14 protein-coding genes are annotated in these 21,068 nt (G+C 41.4%); 4 read left to right on the plus strand and 10 right to left on the minus strand.

Features of this window, described 5'->3' with window-relative positions; genetic code table 11:
* Positions 1-177: 177 nt before the first annotated feature.
* From C9J47_RS00270 to C9J47_RS00290, 5 genes are all read right to left on the minus strand, one after another.
* Positions 178-2,436, minus strand: a complete 2,259-nt coding sequence (locus C9J47_RS00270; protein ID WP_107251719.1) for a glycoside hydrolase family 3 protein — start codon at positions 2,434-2,436, stop codon at positions 178-180.
* A gap of 321 nt (positions 2,437-2,757) precedes the next feature.
* A complete protein-coding gene (locus C9J47_RS00275) occupies positions 2,758-4,161 on the minus strand; it encodes a TRAP transporter large permease (RefSeq protein WP_107251720.1) in 1,404 nt (467 codons plus the stop codon).
* Between the two features lie 2 nt (positions 4,162-4,163).
* Complete coding sequence (locus C9J47_RS00280) at positions 4,164-4,724, minus strand: TRAP transporter small permease (protein WP_107244152.1); 561 nt, start codon at positions 4,722-4,724, stop codon at positions 4,164-4,166.
* A 57-nt stretch (positions 4,725-4,781) separates the two neighbouring features.
* Positions 4,782-5,768: a TRAP transporter substrate-binding protein gene (locus tag C9J47_RS00285; protein WP_107251721.1), complete on the minus strand. Its 987-nt coding sequence runs from the start codon at positions 5,766-5,768 to the stop codon at positions 4,782-4,784.
* Positions 5,769-6,173: 405 nt separating this feature from the next.
* On the minus strand, positions 6,174-6,782 hold the full coding sequence (locus C9J47_RS00290; protein WP_107251722.1) for a LysE family translocator: 609 nt from the start codon (positions 6,780-6,782) through the stop codon (positions 6,174-6,176).
* Positions 6,783-6,877: 95 nt separating this feature from the next.
* On the opposite strand from C9J47_RS00290, the gene C9J47_RS00295 reads away from it, so the two are divergent.
* The gene (locus C9J47_RS00295) at positions 6,878-7,783 is read left to right on the plus strand and encodes a LysR substrate-binding domain-containing protein (protein WP_107251723.1); all 906 of its coding nucleotides are present in this window, start codon (positions 6,878-6,880) and stop codon (positions 7,781-7,783) included.
* An 85-nt stretch (positions 7,784-7,868) separates the two neighbouring features.
* Here C9J47_RS00295 and C9J47_RS00300 read toward each other — a convergent pair whose 3' ends face one another.
* A complete protein-coding gene (locus C9J47_RS00300) occupies positions 7,869-9,851 on the minus strand; it encodes a bifunctional metallophosphatase/5'-nucleotidase (RefSeq protein ID WP_107251724.1) in 1,983 nt (660 codons plus the stop codon).
* Between the two features lie 335 nt (positions 9,852-10,186).
* Between C9J47_RS00300 and C9J47_RS00305 the strand changes: the two genes are divergently transcribed.
* The 3 genes from C9J47_RS00305 to C9J47_RS26940 all read left to right on the plus strand — a co-directional run bounded on the left by C9J47_RS00305 (position 10,187) and on the right by C9J47_RS26940 (position 14,533).
* Entirely contained in the window at positions 10,187-10,843 is a 657-nt protein-coding gene (locus tag C9J47_RS00305) for an outer membrane beta-barrel protein (RefSeq protein WP_245903222.1), read from the plus strand.
* Positions 10,844-11,186: 343 nt separating this feature from the next.
* The gene (locus C9J47_RS00310; protein WP_425440591.1) at positions 11,187-14,081 is read left to right on the plus strand and encodes an alkaline phosphatase family protein; all 2,895 of its coding nucleotides are present in this window, start codon (positions 11,187-11,189) and stop codon (positions 14,079-14,081) included.
* Between the two features lie 293 nt (positions 14,082-14,374).
* On the plus strand, positions 14,375-14,533 hold the full coding sequence (locus C9J47_RS26940) for a hypothetical protein (RefSeq protein WP_006228515.1): 159 nt from the start codon (positions 14,375-14,377) through the stop codon (positions 14,531-14,533).
* Positions 14,534-15,023: 490 nt separating this feature from the next.
* Here the strand turns inward: C9J47_RS26940 and C9J47_RS00315 are convergent, their stop codons facing one another.
* The 4 genes from C9J47_RS00315 to C9J47_RS00330 form a co-directional block, all read right to left on the minus strand.
* The gene (locus C9J47_RS00315; RefSeq protein WP_107251727.1) at positions 15,024-16,376 is read right to left on the minus strand and encodes an FAD-binding oxidoreductase; all 1,353 of its coding nucleotides are present in this window, start codon (positions 16,374-16,376) and stop codon (positions 15,024-15,026) included.
* A gap of 192 nt (positions 16,377-16,568) precedes the next feature.
* Positions 16,569-18,233 carry a hydroxylamine reductase gene (gene hcp, locus C9J47_RS00320; protein ID WP_107251728.1) on the minus strand — a complete coding sequence of 555 codons (1,665 nt, stop codon included), beginning with the start codon at positions 18,231-18,233 and terminating at the stop codon, positions 16,569-16,571.
* 187 nt (positions 18,234-18,420) lie between these two features.
* Positions 18,421-19,989, minus strand: a complete 1,569-nt coding sequence (norR, locus tag C9J47_RS00325; RefSeq protein ID WP_107251729.1) for a nitric oxide reductase transcriptional regulator NorR — start codon at positions 19,987-19,989, stop codon at positions 18,421-18,423.
* A gap of 121 nt (positions 19,990-20,110) precedes the next feature.
* Positions 20,111-21,037 carry a LysR substrate-binding domain-containing protein gene (locus C9J47_RS00330; protein WP_107251730.1) on the minus strand — a complete coding sequence of 309 codons (927 nt, stop codon included), beginning with the start codon at positions 21,035-21,037 and terminating at the stop codon, positions 20,111-20,113.
* Positions 21,038-21,068 lie beyond the last annotated feature (31 nt).

Consider the following 21,068-nt stretch of genomic DNA (forward strand, 5'->3'; position numbering starts at 1 on the left):
AAAATTAAAGTATTACCAAAAGTATGTTCACGAATGGAATATAAACATTATATACCACAACAATCAATTGGTTGACCAGTTAGTCGTGTTTTATTGATCTTGATCCGTATTCATATATAAAAAATGCCAGATAGTTATCTGGCATTTTATCTCGCTGAAATCACTAAACTCATTTATTTACTTGTAGTTTAATCCGTGACCGAATGGATATAGCTCATCACCTTCTTTGTAACCCGGAGCATCAGAATCTTGGTCAAGAATCGCTTGGGCACTGTTAGCCAATGCAAATGGTAGTTTACCGGTAGGTTTAAACTCACCGCTGATAACATCCATCACAGCACGATCATCCGAACCAAATGTTGCTAGTATCGCGCCAGCGCCCTTCAAACCGCTAGTATCATCCAGCACGTATGGCTGACGGAAGTACACAGAAAGGACGGTATTTTCAGCACCAACCTCCCCCATCACAGCTTGGATATCGTCTAGAGACGGAGTAATTACCCAAGACTCAGATTTAGCCATGCCAGTGAAATCAAGTACTGACAATTCGTCAAAATCAGAACCACCAAATACTAATGCACGGTTAGTGGGAGTATCACCCGTAATAACTGCCGGAATATTATCAACACGCACACGGATTAATGCATAATCACTTTCAGTCGCAGCTGCTACTTTATTACCTTCATCGTCATCACCGATGGTTACATCGAAACCGTACTCTTCTGCGATTTCGCCATCCATACCCATAGTAAAGAGGCTAGATGCAGTCGGTAATGGTAAAGTTGCATCTGTATTTTCAAGTAATACAACGGCCTTACGCTGTGCTAGCTGAGCTTTTTCTTGGAATTCAGCATTACCCACAATAGCGTTCGCTTTGTCGGCATCGACATAAGCATTTTCAAACAGCCCTAAGTCAAATTGTACTTCCAGAAGACGTTTAACTGACTCATCAATACGTGCTTCAGAAACTAATCCTTGCTCAACCACAGTACGGATTTCTGCATTATTCTTGAACCCAGAAAATACATCTGTACCTGCCTCAATGGCGATAACAAATTGCTCTGTCTTGTCTTTATCCTGTAGACCCCAAGCACGATTATTGTGCATCATCTCATAATCAGTATGCACTTCATTTTGATCATTGATGATACCCGTATCGGAATTAATAACCCCTTTAAAGCCCAGCTCTTTACGCAGAAGGCCATCTAAGATGCCTTTCGAAAAAGCGACACCAACATTACCTGCAGGCGTACCGACGCTAGTAGAGTAATCATTGTTCGGTACACGGACTGTATTTTTCACGCGGTCATGTAGAAGATCGCCTAGAGGTATACCACCAGCATCCAAGTCCGTGCTATCAGGGTTGTTGATTGACCACTCACCGCCCCCGACTATTCCGTAGTAAGGCATCATTGCAGCAACACCTGCATCAATCGCTGCAATGAAGGGTTTGACGTGGTAATCAAAATTACCCGCCGGATAGCTCTGATGTTGACCAGCAATATAATGTGGATCTGCCCCAAGGAACTGCGGGCCGCCACCAGGGAAGTGCTTCATGGTTAGTACGATACTGTCGGAGGAAACGTCTTTACCTTGTAGGTTGCCAACCAAAGATGTCATAATTTCTGAAGCCAGATCTGCATCTTCTGTAAAAGTTTCATGCACACGATACCAACGCGGTTCAGTAGCGAGATCAGCCATATAACCGTACATGCCACGCAAACCAATAGCATTCCACTCTGCACGCATAATATTACCGAATTCACCGATCAACGCCATATCACCCGTAGCTGCAAGCCCACCTTCTTTCGGCCATGACGAGAAAGCACCTGAATCAACATTGATACCCGCTTTAGCATTCGGGTCGATATGGTTACGCGCATTCGATTTAAATAATGCAGGGATACCCAAACGAGTACGTTCAGTCAACTCCTGCATGCTATTCATATACTGAGCAGCTTCCATCGGGCTGATTTTATAGTTAGCCCCCATAGGCCCGCCTGCACCACCATCTTGTCGCTCTTCATCAGTCAGTGCATTAATCTCGTCTTGAGTCAGAATCGTATTTCGGAAGATAAAACGATTCATCATCTGACGATTGACCAAATTTTGGTGTTCGCTACCAATATATCCATACGCTTCAGCATTCAAAGTATCGATCAGCATCATGCCGACTTTTTCTTCGAGAGTCATACGGCTGACTAGGTCAGCAGCACGTTCTGCCGACGTTAAACGCCAATCCTCATAGGGTGCGAGCTTGCCATCACCATTAGCATCACGGAATTGGTAACCATCAACGTTAAGAATGTCGTGTACTTTTGATTGAACAATTGGTTGGAGAAGATCATCCTTACCGTCATTTGAGTTTGATGAATTACAACCTGCGAGTACTAGCGCCACTGCTATAGGTGCTAAGGTAAAGAGTTTTCTGTTCATAGGAATCCTTATTATTATGTGCCACTGCTATCCAACAGTTCTAATAATATAGGCAGAAAAACAAACTGGTTAACCAAATAAGATAGAAGTGCCATTTAGATCAACCAATTTTAATTTACAGTCCTTATTGCTCCCAAAAATATACTTACACTTTATAACAATACTTTTTTTGTTAAATAGATCACAGAAGGTTTATCATTCACGTGGCATTGGTAAACCAATATTCGGAGTATTCAGGTAATTGTCTAGGTTGGCATAATACACAGTAAAAAAGAGCGCTCTATCAGCGCTCTTTTTTATTTTTCAACTGCTTCAGTCTAGCTACTTTATTGGCACCCGAAGGCTATCAATATATTCTGGCAAGAACAAAGAGATCTGAGGAATATAAGTAATCAACATTAAGAAGATTAATAATAAGCCAAGCCATGGCAATGCAGCGCGAATTGCCCATCCCATACTTTCCCCTGTAATTCCAGCCGTCACGAATAGATTAAGCCCAACAGGCGGGGTTAGCATGCCTATTTCCATATTGACCACCATAATGATACCGAGATGAATAGGATCAATACCAAGTTGAACTGCAATAGGAAATAAGATTGGTGCCATTATTAACAATATTGCTGATGGCTCCATGAAGTTACCTGCAATTAACAGCAAGATATTCACGACAATCAGGAATCCCCATGCAGGTAGACCCATACTCACAATAGTTTCTGCGATCATATGTGGAATACGTTCGGTTGTAAGCACATGTGCAAACAGCATTGCATTCGCAATAATGAACAACAACATAATACTGACTTTGGCCGCATCTTTCACAACGTGGCTGACTTCTTTATCGGTAAACGAGCGGATTAATGCCAATGGAAAACTGACGGTATTGCGCACGATTGCTTTTATAACGTGTTCATTTTCATATCGCCATGGTACACCTTTCAACGGACCAATATCGCGGTACCCCCAAACACTCACACACCATGCATATACCGCAGCAACAGATGCCGCTTCAGTTGGGCTTGCGATACCACCATAAATAGACCCCAGTACAATCACGATGAGCATTAAACCGCCAAGCGCTTTCAGCCCCGAAATAAACAATGAACTAAAACCTGGAAACGGTTGTGATGGCAGCCCTTTTATACGGGCAACGATGTAGATGGCGACCATCAAAATACCGCCCATCATTAAGCCAGGAATAAAACCCGCCATGAACATACGAGATGCCGATACTTCTGTTGCTGCCGCATAAACCAGCATCACAATAGAGGGAGGGATCAAAATGCCCAATGTACCCGCATTCGCAATGACACCTGCTGCAAAGCTTTTCGGGTAACCCGCCTTCACCATACCAACGATAACAATCGAGCCAATTGCCGCAACCGTCGCAGGGGAAGACCCCGACACTGCCGCAAACAACATACACGCCATCACCGATGCCATTGCAAGACCACCACGAATATGACCGACAGCATCAATGGCAAAATTTATTAATCGTTTGGCAACTCCCCCTGTTGATAGAAAAGCAGAAGATAAAATGAAAAATGGAATGGCTAATAATGTGTAATGTTCACTGGTTGCTTCAAATAACTTTAGGGCAATAGAAGCCAGTGAATCATTCGAGAATAGCAAGATAGTTGCGACACTGGATAACCCGAGCGCAATCGCGATGGGCATACCAATAAACATACAGAAAAACAGTAAGCCGAATAATGCAAAAATAGTCATAACTACTGCCCTTCTTTGTTGCTAGGGGGTAATTCCGTTTGATCATTACCTTCAGCGAGATGCATACTTTCTTTGGCTTCATCAGCAAAGCCAAAACCAAGCCGCTCACCTTTAATTACTTGAATCGCCAAAACAACAATACGTAATGTCAGTAATAAAAAGCCAAACAATAAGCAACTCATTGCTTTCCATTTTTCAATGGCAAAATCTTCCATTTCGATGCCAATCAAATGCATCTTACTCAGGTAAATCCAGCTGCCATAAAGAAACATACCGCAATACGCGAGACACATTGCCAATGCAATTAACGTAACGACTTTTTGACTTGACTTAGGCAGTTTTTTTACAAAAGCATCGACACCAATGTGTGCTCCTTCTCGAATACCCCAAGAGGCTCCCATTAATACCATCCACGCCGACATATAAAGGGTTAACTCTTGTGCCCACAACAACCCCGTATTAAAGACAAACCGTAAAACAACTTCGATAAATACCAACAATGTTGTCGCGACTAATAATAATCCAATTGCTGATTCTTCGAACTTATGAAGAAACTTAATCATTCCCTTGCTCCTAATGCAAAGGTGCCAAAGCAAGCTCTGGCACCTTTCACAACGGTATTACTGGTTTGAAGCAACGGCCGCTTGAATCAGTTCAGGACCAATCTCTTTCTCAAACTGCTTCCATACAGGTTTCATTGACTCTATCCATTGCTGGCGATCGTCATCAGACAATACAATGACTTTGCTTCGCCCTGAATCAATGATCGCCTGCTTATCAGCCATGGCTTTATCATTCGCGACTTTGTTACCGTAAACAATTGCCTCATCAAGTGTTGTTTTCACATCGGCACGTACATCATCAGGCAATCCCATCCAGAATTCTGCAGAAGTCACTACTAAGTAATCCAATACCCCATGATCTGACTGAGTAATATAAGGCTGAACTTCGAAGAATTTTTTCGAATAAATGTTAGACCATGTATTCTCTTGCCCATCAATGGCTCTGGTTTGCAGTAGCGTAAAGACTTCAGAAAATGGTTTTTTCAAAGGAACTGCATCAATCGCTTCAAACTGAGCTGCTAGTACATCTGAACTCATAATACGGAACTTCTTACCTTTCGCATCAGCGGGTACTTGTAACGGGCTACTTGCCGAAATTTGTTTCATGCCATTATGTAAATAACCTAAACCAACATAGCCTTTTTTCTTTAAGGAATTCAGTAGTTCTTGTCCTGAGTCACTTTGCTGGAAACGATCGACCGCATCCATATCTTTAAACAAGAAAGGCAAATCAAAAATCTGTAATTTCTTGGTGTATTTATTAAACTTTGATACCGATGGTGCAGCCATTTCAACGTCACCCAAAATCATAGCTTCTAGCACTTTGTTATCACCAAAAAGCTGTGAATTTGGATACACCTTAACTTCGACTTTATCTGGCATACGCTCGGCAATTAATTGCTGAAACTTAATCGCCATTTGTCCTTTGGGTGTGTTTTCTGCCACAACGTGCGAGAACTTGATTTCGATAGGTGCAGCATGTGCAAATCCCGCTACGCCAAACGCAAGTGTCAACGCTGTAAGGGTCGTCTTCAGATATTTCATTTCAATGTCCTCTATCCTTAATAAACCCACTACTTTTTATTGTTATGAAAGTGGGATGTCCTGAAAAATGCTTAAACAAACGATAAGTGGTATTACATTTACTTTGTCGAATTGGCTAATACACCATGAGATTAAAACGCAATGTTAAATCTACGTTAAATTATGGTCGCAATATTGATGAAATGAACAGGGCGAATTGACACAAAAAATAACAATTTTGCAATTAAAGAGGAAAGATGAGAGGTCTCGCAGATAAAAGGGGCGTAAATACACCCCTTTTGTAATTAAGCATGTTTTTTCATATGGATAAGCTAACAACATAAATTTGTGAGCTGACAGCTATTTTTCGGTTTCACGCAGGTCTACTGATAATACAACAGACCTTTGTATCCTATATCGATAACCCTAACTTTTTAATACCAATGCTACGCTTAATCCCATTAGCCCCACACCACATAATTGTTGAATTCGTTGCTTCCATTGATTCACATAACCTTCAAATGCGGGTGCAGATAAAGCATAAGCCACAAGACCGAACCATAGACAGTGAAGTAGTGCAAGATACCCACCATACAATACTGCCAACGCAGGGCTACTGCCTTCAGCAGTAATAATCTGGCTGAATAAGCTTATGAAGAACAACATCGTTTTTGGGTTAAACAAGTTACAGAAAAAACCTTGTCGCCAATACGCAGCACCAGGCAGATCCGTCGTATGCCCTTTCTCTAACATTACAGACGTGCGGGCAAACAATGCAGTAATTCCCAAATAAAACAGGTACCCCGCGCCTGCATATTTAACCAGTGAAAATAACACCGCATTCTGTGAAATTAAGTAACCGATCCCCAGCATTGAATAACCAACATGTATACCAATCGCAGTGCTAATGCCACACGCTGTTAATAAGCCAGCACGGCGACCATTGGCTAAACTGTTTTTTACCACTAAAACAAAATCAGCTCCTGGACTTATAACGATTAAGATACCCAACAACAGTAAACCCACAATTTCCATTGCTCACTCCTTCATAACAACATATAGCTATTGTAGGTAACTTCGCCACTCGCTAAAATCGAATAAAAGTCACCTTTATTGTGAGTTTAATTCACATGAGACATTTAAAAGCATTTCAAATTTTTCATACTGCCGCCACCTCAAGAAGCTTTACTGAGGCTGCAGCGAAGTTGTGCCTGACACACGGTGCAATCAGTAAACAAATTAAAGTATTGGAAGAGTATGTAGGTAAACCATTGTTTGTTCGTCATGGAAGGCATGTCAGCCTGACGCCAGATGGTGAAACCTTGGCACACTACACCCAAGATGCTTTTCGCACGCTACAGGCAGGTATAGATAAAGTCATGACGTCGTCACATACAGCCATTGATGTGTCTTGTGAACCAACACTGACCATGCGTTGGCTTATGCCCCGTTTAGTCGACTTTCAAGATCAACATCCCGACATTGATGTACGTCTATCAACCGCAGGCGGACCAGTGAATCTACAACGGGCTGGTTTTTCACTTGCGATTCGCCGTGACGATTTCGCTCTTGATCAAGATTATGACAAAGTACATTTAGTGGAAGAATGGGTCGGCCCCGTCTGTTCACCGGAATATTGGCAAACAGTTTGTCCTAGCGAAGCAAATGAAAATGCTTCCTTGAAAGCTTCATCCCTGCGGCTGCTACATACACATACTCGGGCAACTGCTTGGCAAACATGGGCAACAGACGCAAAACAAGCGGTACTGTTAGATGGGCAACATCGTCATTTTGATCATTTCTACTTCTGCTTACAAGCCGCTATCGACGGGTTAGGTATTGCCATCGGATCATATCCCTTGGTGAAAGATGATTTAGCGCGTGGGGCGCTTATTGCTCCTTTCGGTTTCATTCCTTCTCACCATAATTATGTGGTATACAAAGAACGCCATACCGATGATTCACAACACACTGCATTCATTAGCTGGCTTCAACAGCAATTGTCGCAAATGACCCCAACAGATAGCACTAACTAACACGATCAAAAAAGGCCATCATTTTTGATGGCCTCAAATAACATTACACTGTATTAAACAATACTAAAACAACATGTAAAACTGTTTATTGTGCGCGATTAAATGTAACCACTTCGTAGCTTAATGGCGTAACGGTTTGACGCTCTGCCGCAATGTAATCAATCATCGCTTGAGCATCGGTATTACACACGGTATTTGCCGCTTTACAATTAGGCGCTGCACCTTGGTAATTTACTTTGTATTTATTGCCTACTTTTGCGATATTTTTCACATCAAAACCCGTTAATTTACCATCAACGTAAGCTAAATCGACACGGCCTGAGCTGTTCTTCTGTGCTTCATACAGTGGTGTCCAACCATCGTTACCCGTTGCGTTGTAATTATTCAGCGCAATGTTGTACACCTTGCTGTTTTCAATCTTCGTCCATACTGGGTTTGCTTCTGTACCTGTCATTATTTCAACAGCATCAAGTTTACCCGCTTCTTGCGCTTTCGTTTCAGTAAAGCTGTAACGAATATGACCGCCATAAGGGAACTTACCCGCATGTGAACCTTCAGGTAAGGTCGCGGTTACTGTACTGTCGATTAATGCCTTAATCGCACTACCTTTAACGGGCAGTACCGACATAAAGTTAGAAAATGGCAGCATTTCTAACGACACATTACCTTCACGGTATTCGCCCGCTTCAATGTTTGTTCTAATGCCACCAGCACCAATCAGTGCAAAGTCCACCTTCATGCCAGTCACTTTTTGTACTGCTGCTGTATTCGCCCAATAGTACTGACCTTCCGCAATTAAAGGTGCTACATCTGAACCGTGTTTGTCAGTACCACGATCGCCTGGACGACGCTCATGAATCAACTCAACAGGTACTTGTGCGATTGTCTTTCCGTATGCTTTATCAACCGCAGGCTTGTATTTAAAATTGATTAAATTACGCATGTTTGCATCTTCATCCGTAATTTCGATGTTATCTTCTTGCTCAATAAACTTAACAACACGTTGTGTGGCTGCTGCGTCAAACTTTTCACTCGTTTGGCGTGCTGGCTGAGTATAAAATTCATCATTGCTTAATAATGTGTTCTTACCATTACAGTTAACGACATCACCTTGCAGATTAAAGCCGACTTGTAGACGACCAATCGCTTGCGCATATTGACCCGCCTGAACAACACACGTTTGACCGACACCATTTGGGTTTTTCACCAATTGTGCGTAAATACCGTCATTGTTCATGCCTAAATTGGTAAAATCACCCAGTAATGTATGCGAGTGGCCACCAACAATCAGATCGATACCATTCACTTTTGACGCGATATCGACATCAATTGAATTACCAATATGTGTCACTGCAACGATATTATTAATACCTTTGGCTTTTAACATATCAACGGTAGTCTGCGCCGATTCAACCATATTAAAGAACTGTACATCACCCGTATTAGGTGCAAGGTTTGGCATATCATCGAGTGCGATACCGAATACCGCTACCAGATCTTTATCGGTTGGTAAATTATCGAGATCATCAACAACGGTTTTCTGGTTGCCATCAAATGCGTAAACCATAAATGGCCGTAGGTTAGTTTGATCTTTTAGATCGGCATCTTCGCTTGTATCAATGTTTGCCGCTAAAACAGGAAAATTAATACTTCCAATGAATTCATTCAATTTCTTGTTGTTCAAATCAAATTCATGGTTACCCAATGCCATTGCATCAATGCCCATTTTACTTAGCAATTCAGCATTCATCGCGCCTTGGTTTAGCTTAAAGTAAGCGCTGCCCTGCCACGCATCACCACCATGTAAGAACAAAAAGCTGTCATTTTTTTGCTTCGCATCTTGCTGGTATTCATCAGCCATCGTGAGTAAGCGCGGGTATCCACCGAACTCGTTATAAACTTTATCGCCGTTCGCTTCAAAACTCGATTTAACAGGATCAAAGTTAGAGTGAGTATCGTTAATATGTGCCACTGTTAAATTAAATACAGCGTCAGGTTGAGAACTTTGTGAGCAGCCAGCAAGAATCAAGGCAACAGATAATGCTGTAAGTGGCTTGAAAAACGTCATTCACTTTCCTTTTTAATCGGTTTGAGAAGATTTATATACAAAAATGCCCCGCAGCAGCGAGGCGCAGGCACTATAGCCAATATTGTTTTACCGCGCAAACGCTTGCGGTTATTCCTTGTACGGAAAAAGAATATTCTTTTTTCGCTTCAATATACTGAGAACTCACCCAGAAAATTCACATTAAATTGGACTAATTCCTCTTAAATACCAATTTCTGTTGAAAAAGATGCTTTCATCGCAACAAGAAATATAAAACAACGTGCAATTATTTATTGAATATTGTTCTATTGATATTTATTATACCTCTACCTTTTAAATAAATAACAATAATGACAATGAAACGATTACTTTTAGCAGCAATAGCACTCACTAGCCTTACCGCCAATGCCACTCAGTCTTACTCTTTCCTTTCTGGTGGTTATCAATTTACTCGTGTAGCAGAAAATGGCATGGGACAATATTTTGCTGACAAATACAACAATAGTGAAGACAGCAAATACTTACATGGGCTGTACTTTCGCGGCAGCTGGAATTTTTATGATCACTTCTTTGCTGAATACCGCACTGGCGCTACTACCCGCTCTTCGTCAACACTTGTTCAAGACTACCTCGCTATGGGTTACTACATTCCACTAGCTACAGACACTAGCATATATGCATCGATGGGCTATTCAGGCTACAACGCGGAACGAGATATTGATGCTGGCTGTGGTCTTTTAGACAACGATAAAGAGTGCAAAAAACGTACATTCAGTGAGGATGGTAGCGGAATATCTGGAGAGATAGGGCTACGCTTTAAACCACTACGTTGGCTACAAATGGAACCCTCATACCGCTATACCGATTTTGGTAAAAAAGGACAACACGAGTTGCGCCTCACCAACTTAATCGAGTTCACACAACACTCTGCATTAGAATTGAATGCGGGTTACCGCCATTGGGATAACCTAGATGAAACCAATTACCAAGTCGGTTATCGCTACAGCTTTTAACGCACACTAAATAGCAAGTGGTAACAAATAGCTCCATATCCAATGTGATAGTTAAAATTTGTTACCGCTCTATTTACCACATGTTTTTCTACGTAGAACCACTAAGTCTATAAATGAGCGCCTTGCCTAGAACCAAATAAATTCTCGCTGAAACGAGCACCTCGACGTAATTTGGGTATAAGATAAAGCCAAAGGAATTTACCATTGTATACTCAAGAAAACGCCCTATAAGTGAGGCTTTTTTGGGTATATTGATGATCATGAGTGGTATATGAAGCCCAATTATCTAAACAACGTTGAACTAACACACACATCAAAAACGCCAAGAAAACCATACCTACGCATGCTTTCCGCCGCAATGGTGAGCAGCTGTATGTTCAGTCAATCAGCGCAAGCAGATATCGGGAGCACACCTGTCGTTGGTGCTTTCTATAATTCCACTCAGATCATTAAAGAAAAAATATATTCGGGTATCAATAAGACAGCAGTCACTACCCGTGATGCGACCTTATTTACGATTGGTGGTGTCACTTTAGACGCCTACATACTAACACTTCCACTTGATGCTAAAGTGAAAGCTCGAGTTATCAGCCGCTTAACGAACCCTTTGTATTCAATACAACTTGGGCACTTCTTGTATATGTTTTACGACCGCTATACCGGATTAGAAAACACCGATATTTTCAAAAACTATCTACAAACGGTATACACAGAACAAGCTCTAAAACAGTACGAGCACTCATTATTAAACTACGATGAACTCGATATAAATCCGACAGCAACATCTGATGATACGGCTAAAAATGCAGGGTTATCATTTAATAATCAGTTCATCGTATCCATGGTCACCATTTACGATACCCTGTTTAATAACGATGAATGGCTACTAGGTAACAATTTACCAGAACACTATACGTACCTAACAAAAAGCCCTGAAGATCTAAAACTGATTAATACGATCCAAGCGTTAGTCATTGAACTGATGACGCAATATAGCCAATCGATAGAAAACGGTGAAATTAAAGCGGCAATCATGGCTATTATTAATGACGCCAAGCCTGAAAACGCCCATAAGCCGAATAATAAAGCTCAAGCAATCACAATTACCTTGGTCGATTTCGTTCGCTTAAATGTTTTAAAAGGCTACCGACAATATTCATTAGAACAACACCGTATCGATGCATTCAGCCATTGGATGGAAAACACCTTCAACCAAAACCCGTTTGAACTGATTCAATTTCTACAGAGCCAAAATAATAAACGTTATGGTGTGCAAATAACGGTTGATGGTTTACAGCAAGGCATGATCAATGCGCTGGCAGGAAACAACTCGCCGACTCAACCGTATAATCCATTTATTGATCATGCCTACGCTACGCACCTTAACGCTATTAAATACCAACCTAAACACGAAGAGACAATCCAGCCTGAACATCAGCAACAGTTGGATTATTTAACATCGTTAGCAACAAATAGCCCATCACCAGTCAACGATGCGCATTACTTACCGTTCTTCAAATCCCTGTATAAAAACTATTCTCGCAGTATTGCTGAAGCCGGTATTTCATCGACACCCACGATCAGCGTGCGAAACCTTCCTATCATAATGACAGGAGCAAATGTCGCTGGCGATGGCGGAACAGGTATCCCTAACTTTCACTTTGTTGACCGTAAAATAGATCGTGCCTACTACTTCTTCGGCAACGATGCTTTGCAACTCGATCGTCTAATAGAAGATAACCATGTACAAACCATGTTTGATCGTCTTAATTACCTCAAAACCTTGAACTGTAATGCACAATACGATTGGAACGCACAGGTCAGTTATGACGGATTAATCAACCTCGGCGTCGGTGAAGCTATTCGTGATTTTGGCGAACAACGCTGTTTACGTGAACTCACTAACCGCGCAGAAGTTGAGAAAGAGTTAAAGGTAGCAAGATCTGCCTTGATCAAGCAGATCAATAATTACCAAAACATTAGCCTCTGGACACCACTCACCCGTATTACGAAGAAAAAATACATCCATGAACAGATTACACAGCTGGCACTGCGTGATGAACAAGGCATGCCAGATTATGTCTTAATCTATAACCCATGGCCGGATCATTTTGCCCACTTTACCGGCCCTTTCAGTGACGAAGTCATTGCTCCAACAGGAGAATTAAACCGTCTCGATTACTGGTTAACACAATTTACTCAAACCTATAAAGATGCAGGTATTTATGATCAAACATTGTGGGGAATGGCGGGCGATCATGGTTTAACGCCCGTTTTCTATGCGTTAAACCCTGAAAAACAAGTACTAGAGCAGCTCGAAAAAGACTATGGCATTACCTTAAAAATAGAAAAAATATCATCGGATGAAGGCGAAGGACCCAAGATAACCAATGCACTGAATTACCCTAGCAATAAGGGAATCGATGTTGTGGTTGCCTCGACAGCTGGAGGTAATTTCATGATGGATTTCTTTAACTCGGCACAGGGTTGGTCATTCCAACCTCATTACAAAGAATTAACCCAATGGCGACCACTCGAGAGTACCGTTAAAGGGAAATCCATTGATATGATCAGTGAGATCAGTCATCGCTTAAGTGAAACCCTAGATTACCTTGTTGTGCGTGAAAGTAACTGTAACCTCAATCGCTGCACAATCCGTCTTGTCGCTCACCGCAATGGCAAACGTATTGACGAAAGTATTCAGCGTAAGGGAGAGCATGCTTTTTATTCCTCATTCAACAATAACAACATACCGCAATTGCTCGACATTGAGTCTACCAATCCTTATAGCCGAGCATTAACCCCGCAAGAACGTTACGAAAAACAAAAACTCATTAAGATGTGTATCACAGACGCACAAGAAAATGATGTTGATACCTGGTGTAATCAAAAGCAATGGCGACAACTAACCAGCATGACACCACGTCCTGATTCGGTTAATCAGCTCGCCCATCTTTATGATGAAGATCGTGCTGGCACCGTTAATCTATTCCCCAAAGAAGGCATTGGTTATAACACCATAGTGCCTGGGCGACATGCTGGTGAACACTACCTTGAAAAAGATGCATTTATTGGTTTCTGGGGCGCGCCCGTCGGTAATGGCGAACAACTAAAATCGGTGGCTAATGGCTCGCTCGCTCCCACAATTTATCAATACATCACACGCGAAAACGTCGTTGTTGGTAAAAATGGCTGGGGATTCCCATCTGTACTGCCTAAACTGGCAATAAAACCGTAAGGCTGCGGTATTGAATAAAGTGATAAAATGCAAAAACAGCCCGACACGCGGGCTGTTTATTAATGGCGAATATCCCTTCATACTAAAGATATAAAACGACTGACTGCCTTGTGAACAAAACCTAATTTCTATAAATACCTCACTGATATTTATAGAAATATTATTCGTCGTTTCATTCTTGAAAATTGAGCTTTCACTCAAAAAACTATCTATTTTATCAATTCAGATTGATTATTACACCTCGAAAGTTCGTCCGCCTCTCTTTTTAGAGGCAATACTCAGCAAGGTGAGAAATGAAAAAATCAATCATGTATCCACTCGTCGCATTCGCTGCTGTCGCGTTAGGTACTCATGCTCTTAACCATAATTGGTTTTCCGATATAGAAGTCTCGTTCATGCTCTTACTGATTCCGGTAAGCACTATCATCGCTTCGGAACTGTTAAAAGCATAAACAACACCCCTGCTATACGTTCATAACCGCAACATGTAGAAATGTAGCCCTGCCAATAAAAGACAGCCCTACAAAGTATTGGAGACATGAAGCTATGTTAAATGAACTGCTTTTTGTATGAGATTACATTCACCATGTAATCTCACACAGCTCCCACAATGATAAATAACGTAGAACCACCCGATTAAACCAATCACTACCCCTGTAATTAACGACAACTTTCCTTTTTGTTCTATTCTATTTAGAGCAACGTAAACAACCCGCCAATAAAGCAAGCAGTAGCAATACCTAACTAAAACCGACACAACCCTACCGCTACCAGTGCTACCTATTCCGTTAGAGAGCTAGGTTGTACAAACAGTCGTTATTGATCTCGCGTAGATACACTTCTTAAAATAGTGCGGGTGTCATAAGAGACATATAAAAAAGCCAATCTAAACTAATAGATTGGCCATGAAGACTACATTAAATGATGAAGCAATAATGAGTATTAGTTGAGTGCTACAACGAGATCTTCCTCAACGGTACTTGAACAGGCTAATACATACCCTTGTGCAATTTCTTCTGCGGTAAGCGTTTCAGTACTGGTCGATTTTACTGAGCCTTTAGTGACTTTGCATTTACACGAGCCACAAACACCCGCACGACAAGCACCAATAATAGGTACACCATTATTTTCTAATACTTCTAATAATGATGAGCCTTGTGTTACCTCTTTCTCTACAGAAAAGTCAGGAACGTGCAGCATAACACTGGTTGTTGCAGCGCCTGATGAGATCAGATCTTGTTGCTCATTATTTGCAGCAGGAGTAAAGCTTTCTTGGAAGAAGTTAGCCATATCGAAATCACTTTCTTGGGCAATATTCTCTACCGCTTTCATAAAACCAACAGGACCGCACAGGAAGATAGTGCGTTCTTTGAGGTCGGGATATAGCTGTTGAATAACGTCTGAACTCACCATGCCAGTTTGATGTGACAAAGCACTGCTACCCGCCTTTTTATTAGCACTGTCATCGGCACTAAAACTGGCAAAGCCTTCACTATTTTCTAACAGCAACTGCACGTTAAAGTTGCGATATTGAGCAAGTAACGTCTTCATTTCATCATGGAAGATAACATTGTCTTTGTCTCGGGCACAATGTAAGAATTCAATATCAGTGTCGCTATCATGCGTTAACAATGTTTTGGCTATCGACATAACAGGGGTGATACCACAACCCGCACTGATGAGTAGTAGCTTAGGTTTGTGCTTGCAATCACTACTATTGAATTGACCAGCGATGTTTAATGCTGACAAGCTATCGCCGATGTTTAGATTGTCGGCAAGCCAGTTAGACACTAAACCATCTGGTACGCGTTTAATGGTTAAGCGTAATTGTTTTTGTTGCGGTACAGAACTAATTGAATAAGCACGATAATGTGTTTTGTTATCTATTTTGACGGCTAATGTCACGAACTGACCAGGCTTAAAATCAAACAATGTTTCATCGGCGGCAGCAAAGGTAAAGCTCATCGAGTCATGTGTTTCTTCTTCACGTTTGACTAAGATTAACGCTGTTGTTGAAGGTGACCATGGCGCTGGTTTTTTAATAACATTAGCGGTTGGTTCGCCAAGAGAGAGTGCTGCCAACTTTGGTTTAGTAAATTGAGGCTTTGCAAATGTTTTTGTGGTGTCTGATTTAGCGGTATTCTGTGAATCACCACCGAGTGAAAAGCTAAGCTTAGGTGTAGATAGCTTTGGTGATGACGGTTTTGTTGATTGACCAAGACCTGAACTATTTAGTTTAAGTGGCTTAAGAGCCGGTGCTGATAGTGTTGATGAAGGCGTTTTTGAAGAAGACATTATTTGCACCCATGGCTGTAATAATTAAAGGTTGAATGTGTGTAAGAAGGGGAATGAGCATTGATTAAAGTCGATCGATGTTTGATAGCTGTCGAACGCCTTTAACCAATGCAGCATATGATCGCTATTTATTAGCGAGTACTATTTACTAACGAGTACGATTTGTTAGCGAGCACTATTTATTAACAAGTATTATTTACCCGCTAACATAGTCGCTAAGTCAGTTTCAACATCACCAACACTGCGCATATCAAAGTTATCTTGTAATGCTTTGATTAAGTTGTCAGTTAAGAATGCAGGTGCTGTTGGGCCGGTATAAATACCTTTGATGCCTAAAGCGAATAGCGTTAATAATACAACAATCGCTTTTTGCTCAAACCAAGATAAAACGATGCTTAATGGTAGCTCGTTCACACCACAATCAAACTCTTCTGCCAGTGCTAACACTAACTGAATTGCAGAGTAAGTATCGTTACATTGACCGATGTCTAATAGACGTGGAATACCATTGATATCGCCAAATTCTTTCTTGTTAAAACGGTATTTGCCACAAGCCAGAGTAAGTACAACTGAATCTTCAGGTGTATTCACAGCAATGTCAGTGAAGTAGCTACGTTCTTCTTTATCACCGTCACAACCGCCGATTAGGAAGAAGTGCTTGATGTTACCCGCTTTAACTTCATTGATAACTGCAGGTGCAGCAGCCATTAATGCGTTACGACCAAAGCCAACAGTGATCATGTGTTCGATTTCAGTATGCGCAATACCTTCTTGCGCTAAAGCACAGTCAATAACTTGTGAGAAATCATCGCCTTCAACATGAACAACACCAGGCCAGCCAACAATGCTACGAGTAAATAGACGATCTGCGTATTGACCTACGTTTGGATTGATTAGACAGTTTGATGTCATCACAATTGCGCCAGGGAAGTTAGCAAATTCTTTTTGTTGATTCTGCCAAGCGCTACCGAAGTTACCAACTAAGTGTGGGTACTTGTTTAATTCTGGGTAACCGTGTGCTGGTAACATTTCACCATTGGTATAAACGTTGATACCTTTGCCTTCAGTCTGTTGTAGAATTTTTTCTAAATCATGTAAGTCATGACCAGAAACAAGAATACACTTACCAGCAACAGGCTTTACGTTTACTTGTGTTGGTTGTGGGTGACCAAAGGTATTTGTTTCGCCTCGGTCAAGTATTTCCATAATGCGGTAGTTAAGTAGACCAATTTGCATTGATGTTTCAAGCAGAGCATTTGCATCTGTTGGATCAGTACCTAAAAACGCCATGATTTGGTGGTATTCAGCGCAGATTGATTCTTCACTTTGACCAAGTACATTTGCATGTTCCATGTATGCTGCAGCACCTTTAAGGCCGTACAAACATAATAAACGTAAACCAATGATGTCTTCATGCAGTTCTTCGTGACCACGGTTTACAGCCGCTTCAGGTGCAAAGTTCATGATTTCTTCAGCGGTTGCTGGTAACACAAACTGCGCTGCTGGTGATAATTCAGGTAATGCTTCACCAGCTGCTGCTGCTGCTGCCATTACTTGGGTGCTTAATTGGATCTTATAACGCTCAGCAATCTCAGTGTATTCAGTAATACGCTCTGGCACAAAGTTCACGTTAGTTAATGTAGAGAAGAAAGCACGTGGTGCCCAAGCATCAATTTCAGCATCGATAATGTTGTATTTACGCGCTAGTTCTGCCCAGAAAGATACGCCTTGCAAGTTAAATACTAATACGTCTTGTAGATCAGACACATCAGCCGTTTTACCACACATACCTTGAGTATAAGAACAACCTTTAGCTGTAGGTGTTTGGACAGTTTGCTCACATTGAATACAGAACATTTAAGACTCCGTTATAATTATATTATTAATATCGAGTTAACGATGATTTCAGAACCTAAATGCATCTAACGTGCCAACTTTTATCCTGTTGATTTTTAATGATTTTCTTTTTTATTGATATAATCTTCGATGTGGTTATCACAACGCACTTGATGTGATAATCACATCAAGTGCGTTTATATTAATTTTATACTAGCTCTGCAGTACGTAACTCTTTGGGTTCAATACCGAGTTTTTTTCCCATTTTGTATAAATTACCGCGATCCATCTGTAAAAAATCCGCTGCTTGCGCCCACACAAAATTTGATTGCTGTAGGGCATGGGAAATAAGCTTGGTTTGATAAATTTCAACGGCACCGCGTAGTTCAAACGATGTCGTGGGCAAGTCATCGTTTTCTGAACCTGTCGAGTTAGAGTAAGTATGGCTCACTTCATCAGACAGGTGTTCCTGTAAGATCAAGCTTTGCTGTGCCTGAATAGTCCGTAAGCCTGCACGCATTAAGGTATGTTCTAATTCTCGAACATTACCAGGCCAACTATAACCAGTTAGTGCAGTTAAGGCTTTCGGGTGTAATTGTAATTTAGCCACATTGAATTGAGTACGTACTCGGTCAAGTATATGCCCAGATAATACCGCTATATCACCTTGTCGATGACGCAGCGGTGGCACATTTATCGGGAATACATTTAAACGGTGAAATAGGTCACTTCGAAAACGACCTGCCGCGACTTCTTCGGTTAATTCACGGTTAGTGGCTGCGATAATACGGACATTAACCATTAAGTTCTTATCTGCACCAACACGCTGCACTTCACCTTGCTGGATAACGCGTAGCAACTTTGCTTGCATTAATAAAGGTAACTCACCAATTTCATCTAAGAATATCGTACCGCCATCAGCCAATTCAAATTTACCTGCACGATGACTGTTTGCACCAGTAAAAGCACCTTTAACATGACCAAACAATTCACTTTCAGCCAGTGACTCTGGAAGTGCTGCACAGTTTACGTAAATCATCGGCTGTGTAGCACGTGATGAATTTGAATGTACAGCATGAGCGACGAGCTCTTTACCTGTACCTGTTTCACCACTGATGAGTACCGCATAATCAGAGTAGGCAACCATACTGATATTATCACGCAAATTTTGGATTTCAGGACTTACACCCACTAACTCGCCACCTTTTTTACGCGCTTCTTGGATCAAGACTTGATTCATGTTTTTCTGTTGGCGATGGCTTTTTCGCAGGGCTTCAACTTGATTTACATTTCTAATTGTCGCCGCGGCTAACGCTGCAAAGGTCGCAACAGTAATATCATCAATGCTGTTAAAAGCCCCGACCTGCATAGCATCAAGAGTGATAAGCCCGACTAAATGATCTTCGACATATAGACTACACCCCATACAGTCATGCACGTTTACCGATCGGTTTGGATCGTTTTTTAATAATCCATCAAATGGGTCGGGTAAGGTTGAAGTTGCAGGAAATCGTACCGGCTCACGACTGGTTAAAATAGCGTGAAGACGAGGGTGTTGCTGCGGATCGAACTTCTGACCGAGTACTTCATCTGATAAACCATTAACGGCAGCTGCAGACAATAAACCAGAATCATCCAGAATAAACAAAGCACTAGCATCACAAGGTAGTACTGATTGCAGTGACTGCATTAAACGTTGGTAATGGTGCCCTGAAGGCAAATTTAAATTGAGATCGAGTGCAATCTGTAACATCGCTTGGTCGAGAGTCGTTTGCATGCAGAAACCTTAACATCGAGAGTGATGTGATTTTCACATCATGGCGTAATGGCTGTAAATGGAAGTCTGTTGAAACGTCGCGATAACTGCACTTTTGTTGATCTGGGCTAATTTAGGAAACCTATTTATTTCCGCTACGTGTTTGTCCCGATCCTATAAACTCCTTACATAACCAAGAACGCAATGTAAGTACACTTTCTTGGGTTAATTTTTCAGGCGGGCATACAAAATAAAAATCTTGATGAGGATTGGGTACTGCTTCACCTACTTTGGTTAATACACCATGACGAATATCATCACGCACAAATAGCTCATGTGTAATCAATACCCCCAAACGTCGAGTAATGGCTTGCACCGCTTGTATAGAAGCAGTAAAGGTTAAATTCTTCTGCTTATTAGGCACAATAAAACCATTGGCTTCACACCATACCAACCAATCGTATTTTCGGCGCGGGTTCGTCACAAAGATAGCTGGGTATTTCTCTAACAGGGCTTCGGGGGATTTATCATCTAACCCTTCAAGTAAATGCGGGCTACAGACCATAATCAGCTCATCACTCCCTAACTTTTCACAGTAATATTCTTTCCATTCATCTGCTTTACCATGAATCAGGGCGACATCGATACCTTCTCGATTGAGATCAAACGTCTGCGTTAAGTTCGAAATACGAACATCTATGTGCGGAGCAATATCTTGAAATTCAGGTACACGAGGGATCCACCAATGCAAAGCAAGTGAATGCACCATGTTAACCATTAAGCGATTATGATTGATGTTATTGTGGTGCATTAACTCTTCGCTGGCATCTACAATTTGTTCTAATGCAGGAGCGATTTTTCGGTAATATTTTTGACCATTCTGATTTAATTCAACCCGACGACCAACCCTATGAAATAAAGGCAAACTTAGCTGAGTTTCTAGTGCCTTTATTGCCTGACTCACTGCCGAGTGACTCACACTGAGTACCGCTGCCGCTTCAGTCATACTGCCTGTTTCTGCTACAGCCACAAAAGCATAAATAGATTTAAGGGGGATTAACTTTCGCATCTGTAAGTTTTCCTAACAGTTTAAGTTAATA

Source organism: Photobacterium indicum (assembly GCF_003026215.1).
Taxonomy (GTDB): Bacteria; Pseudomonadota; Gammaproteobacteria; order Enterobacterales; family Vibrionaceae; genus Photobacterium; species Photobacterium indicum.